The organism is Streptomyces hundungensis, assembly GCF_003627815.1.
GTDB classification, from domain to species: domain Bacteria; phylum Actinomycetota; class Actinomycetes; order Streptomycetales; family Streptomycetaceae; genus Streptomyces; species Streptomyces hundungensis_A.
The window spans coordinates 3,508,392-3,531,451 of sequence record NZ_CP032698.1 but is presented as its reverse complement, the minus strand read 5'-3'; the positions used below and the strand labels follow the sequence as shown (position 1 = coordinate 3,531,451).

Below are 23,060 nucleotides of genomic sequence, written 5' to 3'. Positions count from 1 at the left end.
CACCCCGACGAGGGGCGGCCCGGGGGTTCCCTGGGCCGCCCCTCGCTCGTATGTCGGGGATACTGGGGCATGCAGACGTAGAGGGAAAGGCCCACACAACGTGACTGAGATCGAGATCGGGCGCGGCAAGCGCGGCCGCAGGGCGTACGCGTTCGACGACATCGCCATCGTCCCGAGCCGGCGCACCCGGGACCCGAAGGAGGTCTCGATCGCCTGGCAGATCGACGCCTACCGTTTCGAGCTGCCGTTCCTGGCCGCCCCCATGGACTCCGTGGTGTCGCCGCAGACGGCGATCCGCATCGGTGAGCTCGGCGGCCTCGGCGTGCTGAACCTCGAGGGTCTGTGGACCCGGTACGAGGACCCGCAGCCGCTGCTCGACGAGATCGGCGAGCTGGACGAGGCCAACGCGAGCCGCCGCCTCCAGGAGATCTACGCGGCGCCCATCAAGGAAGAGCTGATCGGGCAGCGCATCAAGGAGGTGCGCGACTCCGGTGTGGTCACCGCCGCCGCGCTCTCCCCGCAGCGCACCGCCCAGTTCTCCAAGGCGGTCGTGGACGCGGGTGTGGACATCTTCGTGATCCGCGGCACCACCGTCTCGGCCGAGCACGTCTCGGGCGCGGCCGAGCCGCTGAACCTGAAGCAGTTCATCTACGAGCTGGACGTCCCGGTCATCGTCGGCGGCTGCGCCACGTACACCGCGGCCCTGCACCTGATGCGCACCGGCGCGGCCGGCGTCCTGGTGGGCTTCGGTGGCGGCGCCGCGCACACCACCCGTAACGTGCTGGGCATCCAGGTCCCGATGGCCACCGCCGTCGCCGATGTCGCCGCGGCCCGCCGCGACTACATGGACGAGTCCGGCGGTCGCTATGTCCACGTCATCGCGGACGGCGGCGTGGGCTGGTCCGGCGACATCCCGAAGGCCGTCGCCTGTGGCGCCGACGCGGTGATGATGGGCTCCCCGCTGGCCCGCGCCACCGACGCTCCGGGCCGCGGTCACCACTGGGGCATGGAGGCCGTCCACGAGGACGTGCCGCGCGGCAAGCTCGTGGACCTCGGCATCGTGGGCACCACCGAGGAGATCCTCACCGGTCCCTCGCACACCCCCGACGGTTCGATGAACCTGTTCGGCGCCCTGCGCCGCTCGATGGCGACGACCGGTTACAGCGAGCTCAAGGAGTTCCAGCGGGTCGAGGTCACGGTGGCGGACGCCCAGCACAAGCGCTGAGGTTTGAACCGCGTCCCGCCCGCATAAGGACGAGCCGGACGGGCCGCCCGCATAAGGGCGAGCCGTACGTCCCGTCCGCATAAGGGCGAGCCGTACGCATGAGGAAGGGCCCGCACCGCGACGAGCGGTACGGGCCCTTCCCCATGTGGTCCGGGTGGCTCTCGGCTACTCCGTGGCGCGGCTGGCCCCCGCCCAGGCGCCGACGATGGCGAGCACGAGGAACGCGTACCGCAGGATGCTCTGGTCGTACGCCCACAGGTCGGTCAGCAGGCCGAAGTGGCTCAGGAACAGGTCGGTGACCGACTCGGGGGTCTCCTTGGTCTCGATCATCGCGACCGCGAGGAGCTGGCCGAAGAAGGTGGCGGCCACCGCCAGGGGCGCGGAGATCACGAACAGCCAGAAGCTGCGCCCGCCCACCTTGAAGGTCGCCAGGGCCACCGCGAAACCGATGCCGAAGGCCGCGTAGCCGAACTGTCGCTCGATGGCGCCCGTGATGAGGCCGTAGACCAGCCCGGTGGCGACGGCGACGGCGAAGCCGGCGAGCGCGCCGCCCACCAGGTTGCCGGGCCCCCGCACCGGCGCCGGGGCGACCGGCGCCGCCGGGTATCCGAAGCCCGGCTGCGGGCCGGAGGGCTGGGGCGGTGGCGTGACGGGCTGGCTCATGGATGGTCCCCCCTGGGACGGAAAACGCACGGCTGTGCGAGAAGTGAACGCCGCAGGTTAGCAGCCCCCGGCCCGTGACCCACCCGGATTTCACAGGCGGTGGGCCGCCCCCGCCGGGGTCGCGCCACGGGTGTCCAGGAGCAGCTGCGCCTTGACCGCGAGGCCTTGGAGGTCGTACGTGCGGTGGTGCTGGAGCAGCACCGTCAGATCGGCGTGGGCGGCGGCCTCGTACAGCGAGTCGGCGCGCGGCACCGGCTGGTCGCGGACGCGCCAGGTGGGCACATGGGGGTCGTGGTAGGTGATCTGGGCGCCCAGGTCCATGAGGCGGCCGGCGATCTCCTGGGCGGGGGCGCCCTGTTGGTCGGCCGAGTCCGGCTTGTAGGTCACGCCGAGCAGCAGGACGCGGGCGCCCCGGGCCGACTTGCCGTGCTCGTTCAGGAGCGTGGTGGAGCGCTGGATGACATAGCTCGGCATGTGTGCGTTGATCTCGCGGGCGAGACCGACCATGCGCAGTCCCGCATAGGGCAGCGGGGTCGGGTCGAGGGGCATGCCGTGGCCGCCGACGCCGGGCCCCGGCCGGAAGGCCTGGAAGCCGAACGGTTTGGTTTCCGCGCAGCGGATGACGTCCCAGAAGTCGACGCCCATGTCGTGGCAGAGCACGGCCATCTCGTTGACCAGGGCGATGTTGACGTGCCGGAAGTTGGTTTCGAGGAGCTTGGACATCTCGGCCTCGCGCAGTCCCCGGGCGCGCACCACCTTGTCGGTGAGCCGGCCGTAGAACGCGGCGGCCGACTCCGTGCAGGCCGGGGTGAGACCGCCGATGACCTTGGGGGTCGCCGCGAAGCTGTGGGTGCGGTTGCCGGGGTCGACGCGGCTCGGCGAGTAGGCCAGATGGAAGTCGCGTCCGGCCCGAAGCCCCGAGCCCTCTTCGAGGAGGGGGCGCAGGAACTCCTCGGTGGTGCCGGGGTGGCCGGCCGACTCCAGGATGACGGTGGTGTGCGGCCGCAGGCGCCGGGCCAGCGCGCGGGCCGCGTCGGCGACCGCGCCGAGGTCGAGGGCGCGGTCGGCGCCGAGGGCGGTGGGCGCGCAGATGACGGCGGTACGGACTCGGCCGAGTTCGGCGGGGTCGGTCGTGGTGTGGAAGCCGCCCGCGAGCATCCGGCGCAGGTCGGCCGGGGTGAGCGAGCCGTCGACGGGGGTGCGCCCCGCGTTGAGTTCGGCGACGGCCCGTGGATCGGTGTCGTGTCCGACGGTCTGGATGCCGGCGGCGACGGCGGCTTGGGCGAGGGGCAGGCCCAGGTGGCCGAGTCCGATGACGGCGAGGTCTGCGGGCATGTGACCGTCCTTTCCCTTAGCCGGAGGTGACAGGGGACGCAAGCCCTGTGGACAGAATGGGCGTGCTGAATGTCAGACTAAGAGGAAATATGACTGATATGCGGCATTGTGCCGACCCGGCAAGCCGAGTGTTGTCCACAGGCGGTGGCCGATGTCGGTGGTCCCGTCCAGAATCGAGGGTGTGAGCCGGACCACCCGGCCCGCGGACCACCCCGATCCACGGGAGGCAAGCCGTGAGGACAGCGACACTGGGACCCGAGCAGCGCGCACAGGCGCTCGCCGCCATGGCCGAACGCGAACTGGACGTGCTGGTCGTGGGCGCGGGGGTGGTCGGCGCGGGCACGGCGCTCGACGCGGCGACCAGAGGCCTGGCCACCGGTCTGGTCGAAGCGCGGGACTGGGCGTCGGGCACCTCCAGCCGCTCCAGCAAGCTGATCCACGGCGGGCTCCGCTATCTGGAAATGCTCGACTTCGCCCTCGTACGGGAAGCGCTGAAGGAGCGCGGGCTGCTGCTCGAACGGCTCGCGCCACATCTGGTGAAGCCGGTTCCGTTCCTCTACCCGTTGCAGCACAAGGGCTGGGAGCGGCTGTACGCGGGATCGGGCGTCGCGCTCTACGACGCCATGTCCGTGTCGTCGGGCCATGGCCGGGGCCTGCCGACACACCGTCACCTGAGTCGGCGCCACGCGCTGCGCGTCGCCCCCGCGTTGAAGAAGGACGCGCTGGTGGGGGCCTTGCAGTACTACGACGCGCAGATGGACGACGCCCGTTATGTGACCACCCTGGTGCGCACCGCCGCCGCGTACGGAGCCCAGGTCGCCAACCGGGCCCGGGTGGTGGGCTTCCTGCGCGAGGGCGAGCGCGTCGTCGGTGCCCGGGTGCAGGACGGCGAGGCGGGCGGGGAGTACGAGGTCCGCGCCAAGCAGGTGGTGAACGCGACGGGCGTGTGGACCGACGACACCCAGGCGCTGATCGGGGAGAGGGGACAGTTCCACGTACGGGCCTCGAAGGGCATCCATTTGGTGGTGCCCAAGGACCGCATCCACTCGAACACCGGCCTGATCCTGCGCACCGAGAAGTCCGTGCTCTTCGTCATCCCCTGGGGCCGGCACTGGATCATCGGCACCACCGACACCGACTGGGACCTCGACAAGGCGCACCCGGCCGCCTCCAGCGCCGACATCGACTACCTCCTGGAACACGTCAACTCGGTCCTCGCGGTGCCGCTCACCCGGGACGACGTCCAGGGGGTGTACGCCGGTCTGCGGCCGCTGCTCGCTGGGGAGTCCGACGCCACCAGCAAGCTCTCGCGCGAGCACACCGTCGCGCATCCGGTGCCGGGGCTCGTGGTCGTGGCGGGCGGCAAGTACACGACGTACCGGGTGATGGCGAAGGACGCCGTCGACGAGGCGGTGCACGCGCTCGACCAGCGGGTGGCGGAGTGCGTCACCGAGGACATCCCGCTGCTCGGCGCCGAGGGGTACAAGGCGCTGTGGAACACCCGGGCCAGGATCGCGGCCAGGACCGGGCTCCATGTGGTGCGCGTGGAACACCTGTTGAACCGGTACGGCTCGATGGCCGAGGACCTCTTGGAGCTGATCACCGCCGACCCCTCGCTCGGCGAGCCGCTCGCCGCCGCGGAGGACTATCTGCGCGCCGAGATCGTCTACGCCGCCTCACACGAAGGGGCCCGCCACCTCGACGACGTACTGACGCGGCGTACCCGCATCTCGATCGAAACCTTCGACCGGGGTACGCGATCGGCTCGCGAGTGCGCGGAACTGATGGCGCCGGTGCTCGGCTGGGACACCAAGCAGATCGAGAAGGAGGTGGAGCACTACGAGAAGCGGGTGGAGGCGGAGCGGGAGTCGCAGCGCCAGCCCGACGACCTGACGGCGGACGCGGCCCGGCTCGGGGCGCCCGACATCGCCCCGGTCTAGCGCGCGGGGGAGGACCCGGGCGCGGGCGGGGGCACGGACCTGGACGGAGGTACGGGCGCGGGCGGGGCCGCGGATGCGGATAGGGCGCCCGATTTCGGGCAGAACTCCGCGTCGAGGAGCGCGAGTTCGAGGGAGGGGTCGGTGAGGGCATCGGTATTGACGCGGAAGACGAGGGTGTGGCGGCCGTCGGAGGTGGTGGCGGCGCGTACGAAACTGCCCGCGATGTGGCCGTTGTGCCCCCACACCGTCAGACCGCAGTCGAGGCGCTGGGGGTAGACGCCGAGGCCGTACACGCCCAGGGTGGCGGTGGTGTCGAGCAGTTCGCGACGCTGGGCCGGAGGCAGCAGGGCGCCACCGAGGAGGGCCGCGTAGAAACGGCTGAGATCGGCGAGGGTCGAGATCAGTTCGCCGGAGGCGCCCGCTTGGCGCGGATCGAGGTCGGTGACGTCCCGGCCGTCGGGCGTGTAGGCGCGGCTGTGGGGTTCGGGTAGGTGGGTGCGGGCTCCGGGGAAGGAGGTGCCGGTGAGATGGAGGGGGGTGAGGATGCGACGTTGGGCTTCGACGGCGTAGGGGTGGCCGGTGACGGCCTCGATGATCAGGCCGAGCAGCACGTAGTTGGTGTTGGCGTAGGAGTACCTGCCCGGGCGCCCGGGGGAGTGGGCGAGCGCGGTGCGGATGACTTCATCGGCGGTGACGGGAACCGGAACGGTGGTGTCCGCCGTGTAGTTGAAGAGACCGCTGGTGTGGGAGAGCAGGGAGCGCAGGGTGAGGTGGCGGCCGTCGTTGCCGTGCCCGCGCACGAGCCCGGGCAGATACCGCTCCACGGTGTCATCGAGCCCCAGCCTGCCCTCGGCGGCCAGTTGGAGCACGACGGTGGCCACGAACGACTTGGTGACGCTGCCCGCGCGGAAGTGGTCGTCCCGGCCGAGGGTCGCGCCCGCGGTGCGGTACCGGGTGCCGGACGGGTCCTCGCCGAGCAGTGCGGCACCCGGGGCGCCCCCGGCGGTGACGAGGCGGGCCAGCGCGGTGCGTACGGCGGAGGGGGCCGGTTCGCCGGGCGGCACGGCCGTGCCGAGGACACAGAGCGTCGTGGCCAGCGCTGCGACGAGCGGGGCCCGGAGCGTCGGCATGGCGGGCTTCCCTTCCTTCGGAGCCATCTTGGCGGACGGCGGACCCGGGACCATCATCGGTCCTGGCGTGAGGGACAATGGGGGCTCTGCCAGGGCGGGTTACGGGCCTCGTGCGGACGCCGGGTTCGACAACGGCTCCGGCGCGGTCGGGCACCCGGCAGGACAAACAGGTCGGAGCGGTGAGCCGGGCCGCCTCCACGAGGGCAGGTCGCGGCGGGCCGCGGGCCGAGGCCGGCGCGGGCGAAGATCAGGAATCGCAGAGGGGACGCATGTCGCAGGCGGAGCAGTCGCGGGAACCCCAGCGGGACGAGCGGGAACCGGAGGCGTCGTCGACGCCCGCCGAGTCCGCCTCGGACGAGGCGGGCACGAAGTCCGGGCGACGCCCGGCGGACACGGCGGACGCCGTGGCCCCGGCCGGCCGTTCGGCCCGGGCCACCGAGCCCGGCCCCGACGCCGAGCCCGACGACACGGGTGACGCGGTGGCGAAGCGCGGTGCGGGTGAGCCGTCCGGTGCCGGGCGGGACGCGGCTTCCCCGACGTCCACGTCGGGCTCCTCGGCCGGGGGTGCGAAGGCCGGTGCGGGCGCGTCCGGAGAGAAGGCGGACCCTCGGACGTCCGTGGCCAAGCCCGCCGGTGCGGCATCGCGCGCTCGGCAGGACAACCCGGCCGCCGAGCCCAAGTCGGGCTCCCGGGCCGCCGAAGCCAAGCCGACCTCGAAGGCCGAGGACGCCAAGCCGGCCCCGAAGGTCGAGGACGCCAAGCCGGCCCCGAAGGTCGAGGACGCCAAGCCGTCCCCGAAGGTCGAGGACGCCGGGCCGATCTCGAAGGTCGAGGACGCCAAGCCGGCCCCGAAGTCGGCCCCGAAGGTGGAGGAGGACGCGAAGCCGCGGGCATCGGCCGCCGACGCCAAGCCCGTTACGGACGCCAAGCCCGCCGTCTCCATCGCGAAGCCGAGCGCCAAGCCCGGCGCCAAGGCGGCCTCCAAGTCCGCCGACGCCAAGTCGGCGCCGAACGTCGAGGACGCGAAGCCGGCCCCCACTTCCGCCGACGCCAAGCCCGTTGCCGACGCCAAGCGTTCCACCCCGGCTGGCACGCCGACCCCCGGTCCCGCCCCCGCCCCCGCCAAGTCGGCCACCAGCTCCGCCGACACGAAGGGCGGCCCCGCCGCCGGTGGTGGGGAAGGGCGGTTGCTCGCCGGGCGGTATCGGCTCGGTGGCGTGCTCGGGCGGGGCGGCATGGGGACCGTGTGGCGAGCCGTCGACGAGACGCTCGGACGGACCGTCGCCGTCAAGGAACTCCGCTTCCCCTCCAGCATCGACGACGACGAGAAGCGCCGGCTCATCACCCGCACCCTGCGTGAGGCCAAGGCGATCGCCCGGATCCGCAACACCGCGGCCGTGACCGTCTACGACGTGGTGGACGAGGACGACCGGCCCTGGATCGTCATGGAACTCGTCGAGGGCAAGTCGCTCGCCGAAGCCGTGCGCGAGGACGGCACCCTGACGCCCCGACGGGCCGCCGAGGTGGGGCTCGCCATCCTGGACGTGCTGCGTTCCGCGCACCGGGAAGGCATCCTGCACCGCGACGTCAAGCCGTCCAACGTGCTGATCGCCGAGGACGGCCGGGTCGTGCTGACCGACTTCGGCATCGCCCAGGTGGAGGGCGACCCCTCCATCACCTCCACCGGCATGCTGGTCGGCGCGCCCTCGTACATCTCGCCCGAGCGGGCCCGCGGCCACAAGCCCGGCCCGGCCGCCGACCTCTGGTCGCTCGGCGGGCTCCTGTACGCGTGCGTGGAAGGCGTGCCGCCGTACGACAAGGGCTCGGCGATCGCGACGCTCACCGCGGTGATGACCGAGCCGGTCGATCCGCCCAAGAACGCGGGCCCGCTCCTTGAGCAGGTCATCTACGGGCTGCTCGCCAAGGACCCGGCGCAGCGGCTCGACAACACCGCGGCCCGCAAGATGCTCACCGCGGTGCTCAACGCCCCGGAGCGTCCGGCGGCCGTGCCGGAACCGGTCTCGCCCGAGGCGACCCGGGTCGTTCCGCTGCCGCCGCTGCCCGGTGAGCCCAAGGCCGACGTGGCCGCCGAGCGGATGCGCGGCGCGCTCAAGTCCGTACGGAACGCGGCGGCCGAGGCCAAGGTGAAGGCGCAGGGTGCCCGCGAGGCGCGGGACGGGCGCTCCAAGGTGGTGCCCGCACCGCGGTCCAGGTCCGGCTCGCCGTCGGGATCGCCGTCCGGGCCCGTGCCGCCGCCGCGGGCGCCGCTCACCGATGTCGTGCCGCGCCGCACCCTGGTGATCATCGCGGTGGTCGCGGCGCTCGCCATACTCGGCACGGTGCTCGCCCTCACCCTCGGCGGGGACGACGAGAACGCCAACAAGTCCGGCGGCGACAAGGCGGCCTCCAGCGGCCCCGCCGCCGGCGGTTCGGCGGCGAGCAGCAAGAAGGGCACCGGAAGCCAGCAGCCGTCCGGCGGCGGGAGCACCCCCTCGGGCCAGAACGCGTCGAGCGGACAGGCCGACGGCAAGGGCGACGCCAACGGCACCGGCGACGGCACGGGCACCGGCAACGGCGGCAACGGCAGCGCCACGGGCGCACCCGCCACCACCCCCTACAAGTCCAGCCAGGGTTTCTCCATAGGACTGCCCGCGGGCTGGTCGTACACCTCGACCGGTGACGCGGGAGTCCGCTTCAGCGGGCCCAACGGGCAGCGCCTGCTGATCGGTTGGACCGACAGCCCCAAGAAGAACCCGGTGCAGGACTGGACGAACCAGGAGTCGTCCATGACCAGGCCCGGCTACAAGCGGGTGAAGATAGCCGCGGTGACCTACCGGGGCTGGCTCGCGGCCGACTGGGAGTTCACCTACGACGACAAAGACAGCGGAGCCAGGTACCACTCGGTGGACCGGGGCTTCGTCGTCAGCATGAGCCAGGGCTACGGAATCATGTTCTCGGCCAAGGACGAGGACTGGTCGAAGCCGGAGACCCAGCAGACCCTGGCCGCGCTCTTCGCCACCTTCCAGCCCGCCTGACCCTCCCTCGACGCACACCTGAACCTGCTTCGGCACGGGTTACGGGGGCGCCTCCGGGGAAACGGGTATCCCCGGGGCACGATCCGGCGTGGCCACGTATCGTGAGAGCTCGCGGACCGTACGCAGCCACAATGGGCCGGAAATCGACCGGAATTGACGCGTTGTGCGGGGCCGAGAGCCGGGTCCGGGGGAACAGCGCGCTGTGGGGAGGCGTCGTGGACGACTATGCGGGTCGGGTGCTCGCCGACCGCTATCGGCTGCCGTTTGCCCCCGAGGACAGCTTCGACCTCGTCGAGACCCGTGCCTTTGACACCTACAGCGGACAGGAAGTCCTCGTCCGCCAGGTCCCGTTGCCCGAGGTCGTCGACGCCGAGGTGCTCGACGACGACGACGCCTACGGCACCCCGGACGCCTATATGCGCGGCGGCGGATCCGGCGCGGGCGACGAGGCCCAGTACGGCGGCGACCCCGGTTACGGCCGCGGCTCCGGTTACGGCGGTGCGCCCGGCTATGGGCGCACCACGCGGCGCCCCGCCGACCCCGCCGTGCGCCGGGCCGTGGAGGCGGCCCAGGCGGCGGCCCAGATCCCCGATCACCCCCGCCTCGACCAGGTCTTCGACGTGTTCGCGCAGGACGGCTCGTTGTGGATCGTCAGCGAACTCATCGCCGCCCGGCCGCTGTCGGCGCTGCTCGCCGAACGGCCGATGAACCCGTTCCGCGCGGCGGAGGTCGCCTCCGACGTGCTGACCGCGCTGGCGGTGCTGCACGCGCACGGCTGGACGCACCGCAACATCACCGCCCGCACGGTGTTGATATGCGACGACGGCCGGGTCGTGCTGACCGGCCTAGCGGCGGGGGCCGCCGAGGAGGCGCTGTGCGGGTACGCCCCCGCACCGCTCCCGCCGGACGGTGACGGGTTCGGCGACGCTCCGCCTCCGGCGTCGGACGGCTTCAACGAGGCCGAGCCGGGGGCGACTTCACCGGGCCGACCCGAACCGCGACCCCCCGCCCAGCCCGGGCCCGCCCCTTCGCCCGGATCCGCCCCTTCGCCCGGGTCCGCCCTGCCGCCCGGAGCCGCCGCGCGCGCCGGGGTCGTCGCCGCGTACCGCGCGGGCGCCAGGGCCGCGACCCGCACCGGCACGGACGCCTCCCTCCCGGCCCAGCGACCGGGCCCCGGAACCGCACCGCCCCCCGAGCCGGAGGGCGGGAACGGCCGCGCCGACCAGAGCATGTACGACCCCGTGCTCGGGGTGCGGGTCGCGGGCGGCGCGACCGCCAGCCCCTACGCCGACGACCAGGGCCCCGACTCGGGCCGCACCCGTCGCCAGTACGACCCGGTGACCGGGCGCTGGGTGCCGCGCCCCGCCACCTCGGCCCCCCGACAGGAGGCGCCGGGCCCGGGGGACGAGCGGGCCGAGTGGGACCAGCGAGCCGAGCAGGACGAACGGGACCAGCGGGCCGAGCGGGAGCAGTGGGCCGAGCGGGCCGAGCGGGACCAGCGGGCCGAGCGGGACGAACGGGACCAGCGGGACGAGAGCCGTACGCCCAACACGTCGTCCGGCCCTAACTCGGCTCGTGAGCACGGCAGTTCGGGCCATACGCCCGCGCCCAGGACACCCGCGCTGCCGCCCGGGTTTCGGGCCGACGCCTTCCGGGCGGACTCCCAGCGCCGGCCTCACCCCAGCGCCCCGCCGCCCGTCCCGGCGCGCGAACGGGCGCCCGCGCCGGAGCGCCGCCCGGCCCCCGCCGACCCCTCGGGCCACCCGGGCGCCCCCTACCGGGGCCCGGCCAACCGGCTCGCCGCCGAACGGGCCCGGCACACCCGGATCGCCGTCGTCGGCGCGGTCACCGAGCGCTGGTCGCCCGAACAGGCCGGGCCCATACACGAGAACTGGCGGCTCGCCCCGCCGATCGGCCCCGCCACCGATCTGTGGGCGCTGGGCGCGCTGATGTTCCGCGCGGTGCAGGGCCACGCCCCCTACCCCGAGGAGAGCGCGGCCGAACTCGTCCAGATGGTGTGCGCGGAGCCACCCGCGTTCGCCGAGGAGTGCGGTCCGCTGCGGCCCGTCGTGGAGTCCTTGCTGCGCCAGGACCCCACCGAGCGGCCGGAGTTCGAGGAGCTGCGCGGCTGGCTGCGCTCCCTGGTGCGCTCCGCGCCGGAGCCCGACGCGGGCACCCGCATCACCCCGCTGATGGTCCCCGACGCCAAGCGGCTCCCCATCCTGCGCCGCCGGGGCGAACTCGTGCGCCGCAGACGGCGGCCCGCCGCGGTGGCCGTCACCCCGCCGACCGAGCACGGCCGCCACCGCCACCGCCAGGCGGCGCCGCGGAGCCGGGGCCCGAGGTCGCTCGGCCGGCTGCTGCTCGTGCTGATCCTGTTCCTGCTGGCCGGGGCGGTCGCGTACGCCCTGTTCTTCATGCCCCGTTCCGATCCGGGGCAGAACGCGGGCAGCGCCACCCCGCCCCGCCCCAGCGGACAGTCGAGTCCCGGCGCGGGGCCCGGCGACTCCCCGGCGCCCACGCCCGGCGGCACACCGCCCTCCCAGCAGACGCAGACCACCGGGCCCGGCGGCCCGAGCCCCAGCACGGCCGCCGGGTACGCCGTGCGCAAGGACCCCGAGGGCTTCCAGGTCGGCGTCGACAAGAGCTGGCAGCGGCAGCCGATGAACGATGCCGGGCAAGTCCGGTATGTGGGGGGCGACTTCACCCTGATCGTCGTCCCGGGCCGGGACGCGGTGCGGGACAACGGCTCGGACCCGCTGGCCTACCAGGCCGACAAGGAACGCGAACTTCAGCCGTTCCGCACCTCCAGCTGGTCCACCTCCAGCGGTCTGCGGCGCATCGACGTCGGACAGCAGTCCATGGCCGAGGGCCAGTTCACCTGGCGCGACAGCAGCGGACGGCAGGTATACGTACGCAATCTCGCCATGATCGTCGCCGGCCGGTATCACGTGGTCCAGGTCATCGGCCCCGAGTCCCAACGTGACAAGGTGACAGAGATCTTCGGGCAGGCGACCGGCGGCTACCGGGTCACCCGCTGACGAACGGTCACGCTGCGGAGTCACCGAAATCGCCCTGCCCGTACGGGATTCGGCGGGTATGCACGGTCGGGTGCGGGGGCGCGGGTCCTGATCGACGCGGGACCGACGGTCCATATGGTCACGGTTGGGTGCCCCGAGGTTCCCTGGCCGGATTCCGCTCCGTAATCTGACTTCGAAGGAAAGTCTGGTCGGGCGGGGGACGTGGAAAACACTCACAGCACGAGCGGCTCCGGCGCGGGAGTGCTCCTCGCCGGACGCTATCGGCTCGGTGACGCGATAGGCCGCGGCGGCATGGGCAAGGTCTGGCGTGCCCACGACGAGGTCCTGCACCGCACCGTCGCCGTGAAGGAACTCACCGCCGCCCTGTACGTCGCCGAGGCCGACCGGGCGGTGCTGCACGCGCGCACGCAGAAGGAAGCCCGCGCCGCCGCCCGTATCACCCACCCCGGTGTGGTCACCGTGCACGACGTCCTCGACCACGACAACCGGCCCTGGATCGTCATGCAGTACGTCGACGGGCCCTCGCTCGCCGACGCCGTCAAGGCCGCCGACGGCCACCGCGTCGAGGCCCGCGAGGCCGCCCGCATCGGTCTCCATGTGCTCGGCGCGCTGCGCGCCGCCCACGCCGCCGGGGTGCTGCACCGCGACGTCAAGCCGGGCAACGTGCTGCTCGCGAGCAATGGCCAGGTGCTGCTCACGGACTTCGGGATCGCCGCCATCGAGGGTGACGTCGCCATCACCAAGACCGGCGAACTCGTCGGTTCCATCGACTACCTGGCACCCGAGCGCGTCCAGGGCGCCCACCCGGGCCCCGCCTCCGACCTGTGGTCGCTCGGCGCCACCCTGTACGCGGCGGTGCAGGGCGAGTCGCCGTTCCGCCGGGACTCGCCGATCTCCACCATGCAGGCCGTGGTGGCCGAGGAGCCTCCCGCGCCGGACCGGGCCGGAGCGCTGGCCCCCGTGATCGTCGCGCTGCTGCGCAAGGACCCGCAGCAGCGCCCTTCGGCCGCGGAGGCCGAGCGAATGTTCCTCGACGCCCTGGAGGGGCGGTCCGTGGAGGGGCGCCTCCTGGAGGGACGCACCCCGGAGCGCGGCTCCTTCGAAGAGCGATCTTTCGAAGGGCGGTCTTTCGAAAGGCGATCCTTCGAAGGGCAGTCCTTCGACGGGCGATCCCCCGAGGGGCGGCCCTTCGACGGGCGGGACAGCGAGATCGACCCGCCCCCGGCACCGACGCCGCACCCCGCCGAGCGGGACACCCGCGCCGCCGTCTCGTCGCCGACCGGGCCCACCGAGCGGCACACCACCCCGCATCCGCCCCCGCGCGCCCCGGGCCGGAACCCGCGCACCGGCCGGCCCCGCGCAGCCGCCGCTGGCGGACCGTGGCGCTGGTGGTCGTGCTGGCGGCCGTGGTCGGGGTGGGCACCGGGTTCGCGTTCATGAAGTACCAGGAGCACAAGGGGGGTTCGGGCACCACGGGTGGCGGCGCCTCCCCCCGGCCCACCCCCTCCGGGTCCGGGTCGACCGACGAGGGCGACGGGTCGGTGCCGGCCGGCTGGCAGCGCGTCAACGACAAGGCCGGCTTCAGCCTGCTCGTCCCCAAGGGCTGGAAGCGCCAGCTGGACGGCACCGAGATCGACTACACCCCGGACAACGGCAAGCACCGCATCCGGATCAGCGTTGACAAGGTGCCGGACTTCGAGAACCCGTACATGCACATGCTCAACATGGAGAAGTCGCTCAAGGACCGGCTGCCCCAGTACAAGCGGGTCACCCTGCACAGCAACACCTTCCGGGACCAGGTGAAGTCGTCCCTGTGGGAGTTCACCTACGTGGAGAAGCAGGACTTCCCCGGCAAGCGGCACGCCATCGACCAGATGTATTACGGGGACGGCGGCAAGCCCGAGTACGCGCTCTACATGTCGGGCCCCGACGAGGACTGGGCGACCACCCGCCAGCAGTTCGACACGGTGCTCCAGGGCTGGCAGCCCACCCCCGCCACCGGCGGCTGACCGGCCCCGCCACCGCCTGCGGCGAACGCCGCCGGAGCCCGCCCCGGGTGCGGCATGATGAACCCTGCACGCATGCGGGGGAGATCGAGGGGGAACCCGGTGCCCACAGCAGAGCAGGATCCGAACGGACCTCAGGACCGCGCCAACTCCCGCTTGGTGGCCGGGCGTTACCGGCTCGGCGGACGGCTCGGCCGGGGCGGCATGGGCACGGTCTGGCGCGCACACGACGAACTGCTCGGCCGGCATGTCGCCGTCAAGGAGCTGCACCTCGAAGGCGGTGCGCCCGCCACCGCCGCGCTGCGCGAGGCGCGCGCGGTCGCCCAGATCAAGCACCCCCATGTGATCGTCGTGCACGACGTCGTCGAGGAGACCGAGCCCGACACGGCGTTCGGCGCCAGGCGCTCCTACATCGTGATGGAGCTCGTCGACGGCGGATCGCTCGCCGACCGGCTCGCCTCCGCCGGGCCCGTCGAGGTACGGGAGGCCGCCCGCATCGGGGTCGCGCTCCTCGGCGCGCTCGCCACCGCACACGCCCGGGGCGTACTGCACCGCGACCTCAAGCCCGCCAACGTCCTGATCGAGCAGGACAGCGGGCGGGTGGTGCTCACCGACTTCGGCATCGCCCAGGTGCCGGGCACCTCGACGATCAGCGAAGAGGGCGCCTTCGTCGGCTCACCCGAGTACACCGCGCCCGAGCGGATGCAGGGGGCGGGCGCGGGACCCGAGTCCGACCTGTGGTCGCTCGGCGCGCTCCTGTGTGCCGCCCTCAGCGGCGAATCCCCCTTCCACCGCGACTCGTTGGGCGGTGTTCTGCACGCCGTCGTCCTCGACGAGATCCGCCCGCCCACGGCCGCGGGCCCGCTGCTCCCCGTGGTCCACGGACTGCTGGAGCGCGACCCGGCGCAGCGGCTCGGCGCGGTCGAGGCGGAGACGCTGCTGCGGACGTTCGCCGCGACGGGCAGCACCCCGAGCCCGCGCCATGTGCCGACCGAGCGCGTCGTCTCCGACGCGCCCCGGGGCGGCGGCCCGCCGGCCGGCACGGACCCGGTCGACGCGCCGCCCGCGACCCCGGTCACCTCCCCGAGCCCCCTCGCACGCCCCTGGCGGGCCCGGGGTGTGCTCGTGGGGGCCGCCCTGGTGATCGTGCTGGCCGGGGCGGGCGCGGCGCTCGCGGTCCTGGCGTTCCATGGGACCGGAACGGATCGGTCCGCCGCGGAGCACCCCGCGCCGAGCACGGCGGTGACGGCGGCCTTCCAACCCCCGCCCCAGCCCCCGCCGCCGCCACCGCCCAGGCAGCCGCCGCCGGTGCCGGCCGGCTTCCACTTCGTACGGGACCCGAACGGCTTCGCGCTCGCGCTGCCCGACGGGTACGTCCGCAGTACCGACACCCAGCGCGTCTTCTACGAGTCGCCAGGCGGCGCCGTCAGGGTCGGCGTCCGGCTACAGAACGCGGTCACCGGCGGCCCGCTCGGTGTCATGAAGCTCGCCGCGGCCAACGGGCCGCTCAGCAACCCCGGTTACCGCGAGGGCAAGGTCACCGCGACCACCCACCACGGGCGGGACGCGGCCCTGTGGGAGTTCACCTGGAACGGCTTCACCCGGGCCGAGGGCCCCCGGCACACCTTCGACGTGTGCTGGGACGACTTCGGCCGGATGTACGACGTGTGGGTGTCGGCGCCGGTCAGCCGCCTCGACGAGGCCAAGCGCACCTTCGACACCGCACTCGACTCGTTCCGCCCCGGCCCCTGAGGCGGCGCTTCTGTCACGGCTGTGCACCGCACATGGCCGGAAGTGGCACTTCGCGTGGCCGTTCGTCAGGATGTGGGCATGACGAACGACGGGGGACGGGCCAACGAGCCCACCAGCTACGGCTTGCCGGCCCCGGGGGTTGCTCCCCTCCCGCGGCAGACGCCGTACGAGCCGACGCAGCGGCAGCAGCAACCGCTCCGACCGGGGCAGTCGCCGTCGGGCGACGGCACCGGCCGGCTGCTCGGAGGCCGTTACCGGCTGGTCGCCCGGCTCGGACACGGTGGCATGGGCACGGTGTGGCGGGCTCATGACGAGGTCGTCGATCGAGAGGTCGCGGTCAAGGAACCGCGGGTTCCGGACCACTTGGGCGAGCGCGAGCGCGCCACCGTGTATCTGCGTATGCAGCGCGAGGCACGTGCGGCGGCCCGCATCGACCACCCCTGTGTGGTCACCGTGCACGACGTGGTCATGGAGGACGGCAAGCCCTGGATCGTGATGGAGCTGGTGCGCGGTCAGTCGCTCGCCGACCGGCTCCAGGAGGGCACCCTCGACGTCCGGGAGGCGGCCAGGATCGGCCTCGCGGTGCTCAGCGCGCTCTCGGCGGCCCACGAGGCGGGCGTCCTGCACCGTGACGTCAAGCCGGACAACGTGCTGCTCGGCCGCGGCGACCGGGTCGTGCTCACCGACTTCGGCATCGCCCAGGTCGAGGGGGAGCAGGGCCTGACGGAGACCGGCGGGTTCGTCGGCTCGCCCGAATTCATCGCCCCGGAAAGGGTGTTGGGTCAGCGGCCGGGTCCGGAGTCCGACCTGTGGTCGCTCGGTGTCGTGCTGTACGCGGCGGTCGAGGGCATGTCGCCCTACCGGCGCAGCAACACCCCGGCCACCCTCCAGGCGGTGCTCTCCGCCGAACCCCAGGTGCCCGCCCGTGGTTCCGGCGCGTTCGGCACCCTCGTCATGCAGCTCCTGCGCAAGGACCCCGCCGGCCGGCCGAGCGCCGCCGAGGTCCGGGCGACCCTGGAGCCGGCCGCCAACCCCGCCCCGGTCCCGCTCGCGGCGACCCGGCTGTTCGCGGGCTCCGCACCGGCCGACGGCAACCGCTGGGTGCCGCCCGTCCTCGCGGGCAACCGGAAGGCCCAGTACGGACTCGGCGGCGCAGTGCTCGCGATCGCGGCGGCACTCGTGCTGCTGGTGGCGGACCCGTTCGGCGGGGGCGGCCTGCCGGACGGCTGGCAGGTGCGGCCCGAGAACGAGGTGCTGCACGCGGACGTGACGGTTCCCGACGACTACGCGCGCACCCAGGGCACCAGCGGCGACAACGTCACCTACGACGACCCGAGCGCCGTCTTCCGGATCTACGCCGACCGGCTCGACCCGGCCACCGACAAGGCCAACAACACGATGCCCGCGGATCCCGCGGTGTGGAAGGCGTACTACGAGAAGGGCGGCCAGAACGGCACCGAGTTCGCCGACGGCAAGGTGACCACCACCACCGTCCAGCACCAGGGCAAGAAGGCTTACGACATCGTCACCGAGTACACCCCCAACTCGGCCGTCTCCGCCCCGCATCCGACCCGCTACCGCTACCACGAGCTGCTCGTGCCCGGGAAGGGAACCGCCTACTGGCGGCTGCGCGTCTCGATGCCGGCCGCGGGCAGGGCGGCCGATGACGGCGAGGCGCTCTTCGACCGGGTCGCGGACGGACTGAAGATCCACGACCTGTAGTCCGGGGCCGCCCCGACGGTCCGAGACGGGTAAATCCGGAGGGTGTCGTCAGTCGTAAGGCGCTGATCAGCGGTTATGTAGCCAGTGATCGCTGGCACGGTTGCCGGGGTGCGAAAAGCCGTTACCGACGGGTACCGAAACTGCTCCGCCGGGCATACCCTCGCCCCATGACGGACTCGCAGGCCTCGCCCACGACCACCCTCACGCCCGCCGGAACCAACCCGGTCGCCCCCGCCCCGGCAGGCGCGCGCACCGCCGCCGACGTGGTCACGGGCCAGCTGGTCGCCCAGCTCACCCGGGGTGTGGCCGGCTCCGGGCGGACCGCCAACCACACCCCGTTCACCGGCGAGAAGCTGGCCGACCTGCCCGAGTCCACGCCCGCGGACGTCGCCGAGGCCTTCGCGCGCGCCCGGACCGCGCAGTGCCAGTGGGCCGCGACGCCGGTCCGCGCCCGCGCCGCCGTGCTGCTCCGCTTCCACGACCTGGTCCTCGCCCGCCAGGCCGAGGTGCTCGACCTGATCCAGTTGGAGACGGGCAAGGCCCGGCTGCACGCCCATGAAGAGGTGCAGGCCGTCGCCGTCGCCGCCCGCCACTACGGGCGCAAGGCCCCGGCCTATCTGAAGCCCCGGCGGCACACGGGAGTCGTGCCGACCCTGACCAAGGTCACCGAGCTGCGCCAGCCGCGCGGGGTGGTCGGGCAGATCGCGCCCTGGAACTACCCCCTCGAACTGTCGGTGGGCGACGCGCTGCCCGCGTTCGTCTCCGGCAACGCCGTCGTGATGAAGCCCGACACCGAGACCGCGCTGACCGCCCTGTGGGCGCGCGACCTGCTGATCGAGGCGGGCCTTCCGGCCGAGGTCTTCCAGGTCGTCCTGGGTGAGGGACCGGTCGTCGGCCCCGAGGTCGTCAAGCACGCCGACTACGTCTCCTTCACCGGCTCGACCCGCACCGGCCGCGAGGTCGCGCAAGGAGCGGCGGCCCGACTGGTGGGCGTCTCCCTGGAGTTGGGCGGCAAGAACGCCATGCTGGTCCTGGCCGACGCCGATGTGGAGAAGGCGGCCGCGGGCGCGGTCCGGGCCTGCTTCTCCTCGGCCGGACAGCTCTGCATATCGATCGAGCGACTGTACGTTCACGAATCGATCGCCGACGCCTTCCTCGATCGATTTGCCGCACGTACGAAGGCGATGCGGCTCGGTCGCTCACTGGCGTACGGAGCGGACATGGGCTCCCTGGTCGGCGAGCGCCAGTTGGAGACCGTCACCCGCCATGTCGAGGAGGCCGTCGCCAAGGGCGCCAAACTCCTCGCGGGCGGCGTCGCCCGCCCCGACATCGGCCCGCTCTTCTACGAGCCCACCATCCTCGAAGGCGTCGAGGCACCCATGGCGGTGTGCACCGAGGAGACCTTCGGACCGGTCGTCTCGGTCTACCGCTTCACGGACGAGGACGCGGTGATCGAGCAGGCCAACGCCACGCCCTACGGCCTCAACTCCTCGGTGTGGACCAGGGATTCGCGCCGCGGCCACGAGGTGGCGGCGAAGCTGAACACCGGCACGGTCAACATCAACGAGGGGTACGCCCCCGCCTACGGCAGTGTCCAGTCGCCGATGGGCGGCATGAAGGACTCGGGGCTCGGCCGACGGCACGGCTCGGAGGGCATCCTCAAGTACACCGAGGCCCAGACCATCGCCCAGCAGCGGCTCATCCCGCTGGCCCCCGCCTTCGGCATGGACGACGAGAAGTACGCGGCCTTCATGACCCGGAGCCTGAAGGCGATGAAGGCCCTGCGCCTGCGCTAGCCCCCGAAGCCGGTCCGCCCAGTCCGCCCCTGCGCACGAGGAGAGCCATGTCCCAGGTACCCCCAGCCCACAACCCGGACGAGGACGGCGCGTACGACTACGACGTCGTCGTGGTCGGCTCGGGCTTCGGCGGCTCGGTGACGGCGCTGCGGCTCACCGAGAAGGGCTACCGCGTCGGCGTCCTGGAGGCGGGCCGCCGCTTCTCGCCGGCCACGCTGCCCAAGAACTCCTGGGACCTCAAGAACTACCTGTGGGCGCCGAAGCTCGGCCTCTACGGCATCCAGCGCATCCATCTGCTCGGCAATGTGATGGTGCTGGGCGGCGCCGGGGTCGGCGGCGGCTCCCTCAACTACGCCAACACCCTCTATGTGCCGCCGCGGCCGTTCTTCGAGGACCCGCAGTGGAAGGACATCACCGACTGGCAGGACGAGCTGGCGCCCTACTACGACCAGGCGCGGCGCATGCTCGGGGTGCGGCTCAACCCGACGATGACGCCGTCCGACGTCCACCTCAAGGCGGCGGCCCAGCGCATGGGGGTCGGCGACACCTTCCATCTGGCGCCGGTCGGCGTCTTCTTCGGCGACGGCCAGGACGGTGACGGCACGGCGAAGGCCAAGCGCGGGATGTCCGTCGACGATCCCTACTTCGGCGGCGCCGGTCCCTCGCGCCGGGCGTGCATCGAGTGCGGCGAGTGCATGACGGGCTGCCGGCACGGCGCGAAGAACACCCTGAACGAGAACTACCTCTACCTCGCCGAGAAGGCGGGCGCGGTCGTCCACCCCATGACGACCGTGGTCTCGGTGACCGGCGACTCGCGCGGCGGCCACGCCGTGGCGACCCTGCCCACCGACGACAAGGACGGCCCGGGCCGGCTCTTCACGGCCCGCCGGGTCGTCATCGCGGCCGGCACCTACGGCACCCAGACCCTGCTGCACCGTATGAAGGCGAGCGGTCAACTCCCTTACATCTCCAAGCGGTTGGGCGAGCTGACCCGTACCAACTCCGAGGCTTTGGTGGGTGCGCAGACCACCAGCCGGCGCTACCGCAAGCGGCACGGCACGCCCAGGGTCGACTTCACCCGGGGTGTCGCCATCACCTCCTCGATCCACCCGGACGAGAACACCCACATCGAGCCGGTCCGCTACGGCAAGGGCTCGAACGCCATGGGCAGCATGTCGATCCTCCAGGTGCCCTACGGCGTCAACCGGGTGCGCAACTGGCTGGGCAACGCGGCCAAGCACCCCCTGCTGCTTGCGCGTTCGATCAGCAACCACCGCTGGTCCGAGCGAACGATCATCGGCCTGGTCATGCAGTCACTCGACAATTCGCTCACCACCCATCTCAAGCCGGACGGCGTCGGCAAGGGGCTGCTCACCGCCGAACAGGGCCACGGCGCACCCAACCCCAAACAGATCCGGGCGGCCACCGAAGGGGCGACGGCGATCGCCGCGGAGATCAACGGCTTCGCGGGCTCGAACGTCGGGGAGCTCATGGGCACCCCGCTCACCGCCCACTTCCTGGGCGGCTGCCCGATCGGCGACTCGGCCGAGACCGGTGTGATCGACCCGTACCACCGGCTGTACGGGCACCCGGGGATCTCGGTCGTGGACGGCGCGGCCGTCTCGGCCAACCTCGGGGTGAACCCCTCCCTGACGATCACCGCGCAGGCCGAGCGCGCGATGTCGCTGTGGCCCAACAAGGGGGAGCGGGACCTCCGCCCGGCGCAGGGCGCGCCCTATGTCCGCCTCGCCCCGATCGAACCCAAGTCCCCGGCGGTCCCCGCGGAGGCGTTCGGCGCCTTGAAGCTGCCGTTCCTCGGTATGCCGACCGTCCCGCCGAAGCAGCAGGACTGACGCCGGGAATCGGAAGCACTGACGCGCGGGAGGACGCGGGTCCGTAGACGACAAGAGGCGCTGCACCCCCCTCCGAGCGCAGCGCCTCCCGCGTGTGCGGAGACCTGGTCGGGTCCCGCCGGCGTGGACAGAACGCGGGCGAACCCGTTGGTTCCACATGCATGACCTGTGACTCCTGTGAAGGGTTGCCCCGTCTTCACGGAATCCTTATGTGATCCACGCCACTCCCGCCGTGCGGCAACCATCGACGATCGCCGCAGGTCGAAAAGCACTGGCGCGGCGTATGCCGCACGTGACATGTCAAGAGGGGCCACACGAAGTGAGCGAGAAGCCGCCGACCCCGAGGGAGTCGTCGGGCGACGACGCGCTGCCGGACGAGATCTGGGAGCAGTTCGTCCGCGACAACGAGCGGGACATCCGCTCCTCCGCCCCCAAGGAACCCTCGGCGCGGGCCCGCATGGTGACCGACCGGCTGCGCAAGGAGCAGGAGGCCGCCGAGTCCGCCGCCCGCGCCCGCGGGGGCAGGCGGCGCCCGGCCGAGCCGGAGGGCTGGCGGACCGGACCGGCCTGGCAGGAGCGGAACGGCCGGGCCGGACGCAGGCGCCGCATGTGGGGCGTGCTCGGCATCCTCGTCGCCGCGGCCGTCCTGCTGGTCGCCCTGAACCCGTCCAGGGCGCTGTCCCTGCTGACCGGCGACGACGGTTCCGAGTCCACGGCCACGGCGCCACTGCCCGCGGAGACCGCGACCCCCACCGCCGCCCCGCCCTCCTTCGACCCCGAACGACCCACCCTGAAGGAGCCGTTCCGCGGCTCGCCCGCCATGCGGTACGCGGACGGCGCCGCCGGCATCGAAGCGCCCGATGCCACCGCTCTCGGCGGCCTCTCCAAGGAGCGCGTGGCCACGGCCCTGGCCGCCACCCGCACCTTTTTGATCGAGTCGAACCTGTCCCCGACGACCCTGCGCGGCGAGCGCCCCGAGGCCGGGCTCGGCCTCATCGACCCGTTGGAGCAGGACGTCGTCGACCGCTTCACGACCGCGCTGGCCAAGCCGGACAAGGAGCACGACCCGCTGACGCTGTTCAGCCGGTTCGACCCCCGCAAGGTCGTGCCCGTCGGGAACGTGGTCAAGACCCGCGGCATGATGACCCTCGCCGAGCGGCCCGGGGGCGGGGCCACCGTGCACGCCGACTACACCTTCGTCTACCCGCTGGTGAAGGCGGCGCCCGGCTCCACGGAGGTGGCCCGCACGATCGTGCGCCGGACCCTCGACGTCGCCGTGCTGAACCCGAAGGTCAACCGGGCCACCGACGGCAAGCTCTGGATCGCCGCGTACGACGTCCAGATCGGCAACACCGTCTGCGACGCGCACGACGGCTATCTGCACCCCGAGTTCGCCGACGAGACCCCCACCGGCCCGCGCCCGAGCGGCTCCGCCAGCGACCCCTACGACCGCAGCCGGCCCCTGAGCGCGAACGGCCAGGAGAACTGCGGCCTGTTGAGCCGCACGTGAACCACTCCGGCCCCGAGCCCCTTGGGGCGGACGTACATGCCCGCAACCCGCT

General features: G+C 72.7%; 13 protein-coding genes and 1 pseudogene. 11 read left to right on the top strand and 3 right to left on the bottom strand.

The window, feature by feature from the left end:
- The first annotated feature begins 100 nt into the window (after positions 1–100).
- Positions 101–1,225 carry a GuaB3 family IMP dehydrogenase-related protein gene (locus DWB77_RS15585; protein WP_120721854.1) on the top strand — a complete coding sequence of 375 codons (1,125 nt, stop codon included), beginning with the start codon at positions 101–103 and terminating at the stop codon, positions 1,223–1,225.
- 165 nt (positions 1,226–1,390) lie between these two features.
- Here the strand turns inward: DWB77_RS15585 and DWB77_RS15580 are convergent, their stop codons facing one another.
- A complete protein-coding gene (locus DWB77_RS15580) occupies positions 1,391–1,888 on the bottom strand; it encodes a hypothetical protein (RefSeq protein ID WP_120721853.1) in 498 nt (165 codons plus the stop codon).
- Between the two features lie 90 nt (positions 1,889–1,978).
- Positions 1,979–3,223 (bottom strand): nucleotide sugar dehydrogenase, encoded by a 1,245-nt coding sequence (locus DWB77_RS15575; RefSeq protein WP_120721852.1) that lies wholly within the window; start codon positions 3,221–3,223, stop codon positions 1,979–1,981.
- A 233-nt stretch (positions 3,224–3,456) separates the two neighbouring features.
- Here DWB77_RS15575 and DWB77_RS15570 point away from each other — a divergent pair, with 233 nt between their 5' ends.
- Positions 3,457–5,163 carry a glycerol-3-phosphate dehydrogenase/oxidase gene (locus tag DWB77_RS15570; protein ID WP_120721851.1) on the top strand — a complete coding sequence of 569 codons (1,707 nt, stop codon included), beginning with the start codon at positions 3,457–3,459 and terminating at the stop codon, positions 5,161–5,163.
- On the opposite strand, the gene DWB77_RS15565 is transcribed toward DWB77_RS15570, so the two are convergent.
- Entirely contained in the window at positions 5,160–6,293 is a 1,134-nt protein-coding gene (locus tag DWB77_RS15565; RefSeq protein WP_120727831.1) for a serine hydrolase domain-containing protein, read from the bottom strand. The genes DWB77_RS15570 and DWB77_RS15565 overlap by 4 nt on opposite strands.
- 269 nt (positions 6,294–6,562) lie before the next feature.
- Between DWB77_RS15565 and DWB77_RS15560 the strand changes: the two genes are divergently transcribed.
- From DWB77_RS15560 to DWB77_RS15525, 9 genes and pseudogenes are all read left to right on the top strand, one after another.
- On the top strand, positions 6,563–9,328 hold the full coding sequence (locus tag DWB77_RS15560; protein WP_216826853.1) for a serine/threonine protein kinase: 2,766 nt from the start codon (positions 6,563–6,565) through the stop codon (positions 9,326–9,328).
- A gap of 215 nt (positions 9,329–9,543) precedes the next feature.
- Positions 9,544–12,369: a protein kinase gene (locus DWB77_RS15555; protein WP_120721850.1), complete on the top strand. Its 2,826-nt coding sequence runs from the start codon at positions 9,544–9,546 to the stop codon at positions 12,367–12,369.
- Between the two features lie 291 nt (positions 12,370–12,660).
- Positions 12,661–13,422, top strand: a pseudogene (locus tag DWB77_RS38910) (serine/threonine-protein kinase); the annotation flags it as partial.
- Between the two features lie 335 nt (positions 13,423–13,757).
- Entirely contained in the window at positions 13,758–14,378 is a 621-nt protein-coding gene (locus tag DWB77_RS38905) for a hypothetical protein (RefSeq protein WP_246033539.1), read from the top strand.
- Between the two features lie 201 nt (positions 14,379–14,579).
- Positions 14,580–16,127, top strand: coding sequence for a serine/threonine-protein kinase (locus DWB77_RS15545; RefSeq protein ID WP_246033869.1), 1,548 nt, complete (start codon positions 14,580–14,582; stop codon positions 16,125–16,127).
- 78 nt (positions 16,128–16,205) lie between these two features.
- Positions 16,206–17,849, top strand: coding sequence for a serine/threonine-protein kinase (locus DWB77_RS15540; RefSeq protein ID WP_120721848.1), 1,644 nt, complete (start codon positions 16,206–16,208; stop codon positions 17,847–17,849).
- A gap of 167 nt (positions 17,850–18,016) precedes the next feature.
- Positions 18,017–19,645, top strand: a complete 1,629-nt coding sequence (locus DWB77_RS15535; protein WP_120721847.1) for a succinic semialdehyde dehydrogenase — start codon at positions 18,017–18,019, stop codon at positions 19,643–19,645.
- 47 nt (positions 19,646–19,692) lie between these two features.
- The gene (locus tag DWB77_RS15530) at positions 19,693–21,498 is read left to right on the top strand and encodes a GMC family oxidoreductase (RefSeq protein WP_120721846.1); all 1,806 of its coding nucleotides are present in this window, start codon (positions 19,693–19,695) and stop codon (positions 21,496–21,498) included.
- Positions 21,499–21,817: 319 nt separating this feature from the next.
- Positions 21,818–23,008 carry a hypothetical protein gene (locus DWB77_RS15525; RefSeq protein ID WP_120721845.1) on the top strand — a complete coding sequence of 397 codons (1,191 nt, stop codon included), beginning with the start codon at positions 21,818–21,820 and terminating at the stop codon, positions 23,006–23,008.
- Positions 23,009–23,060: the final 52 nt, after the last annotated feature.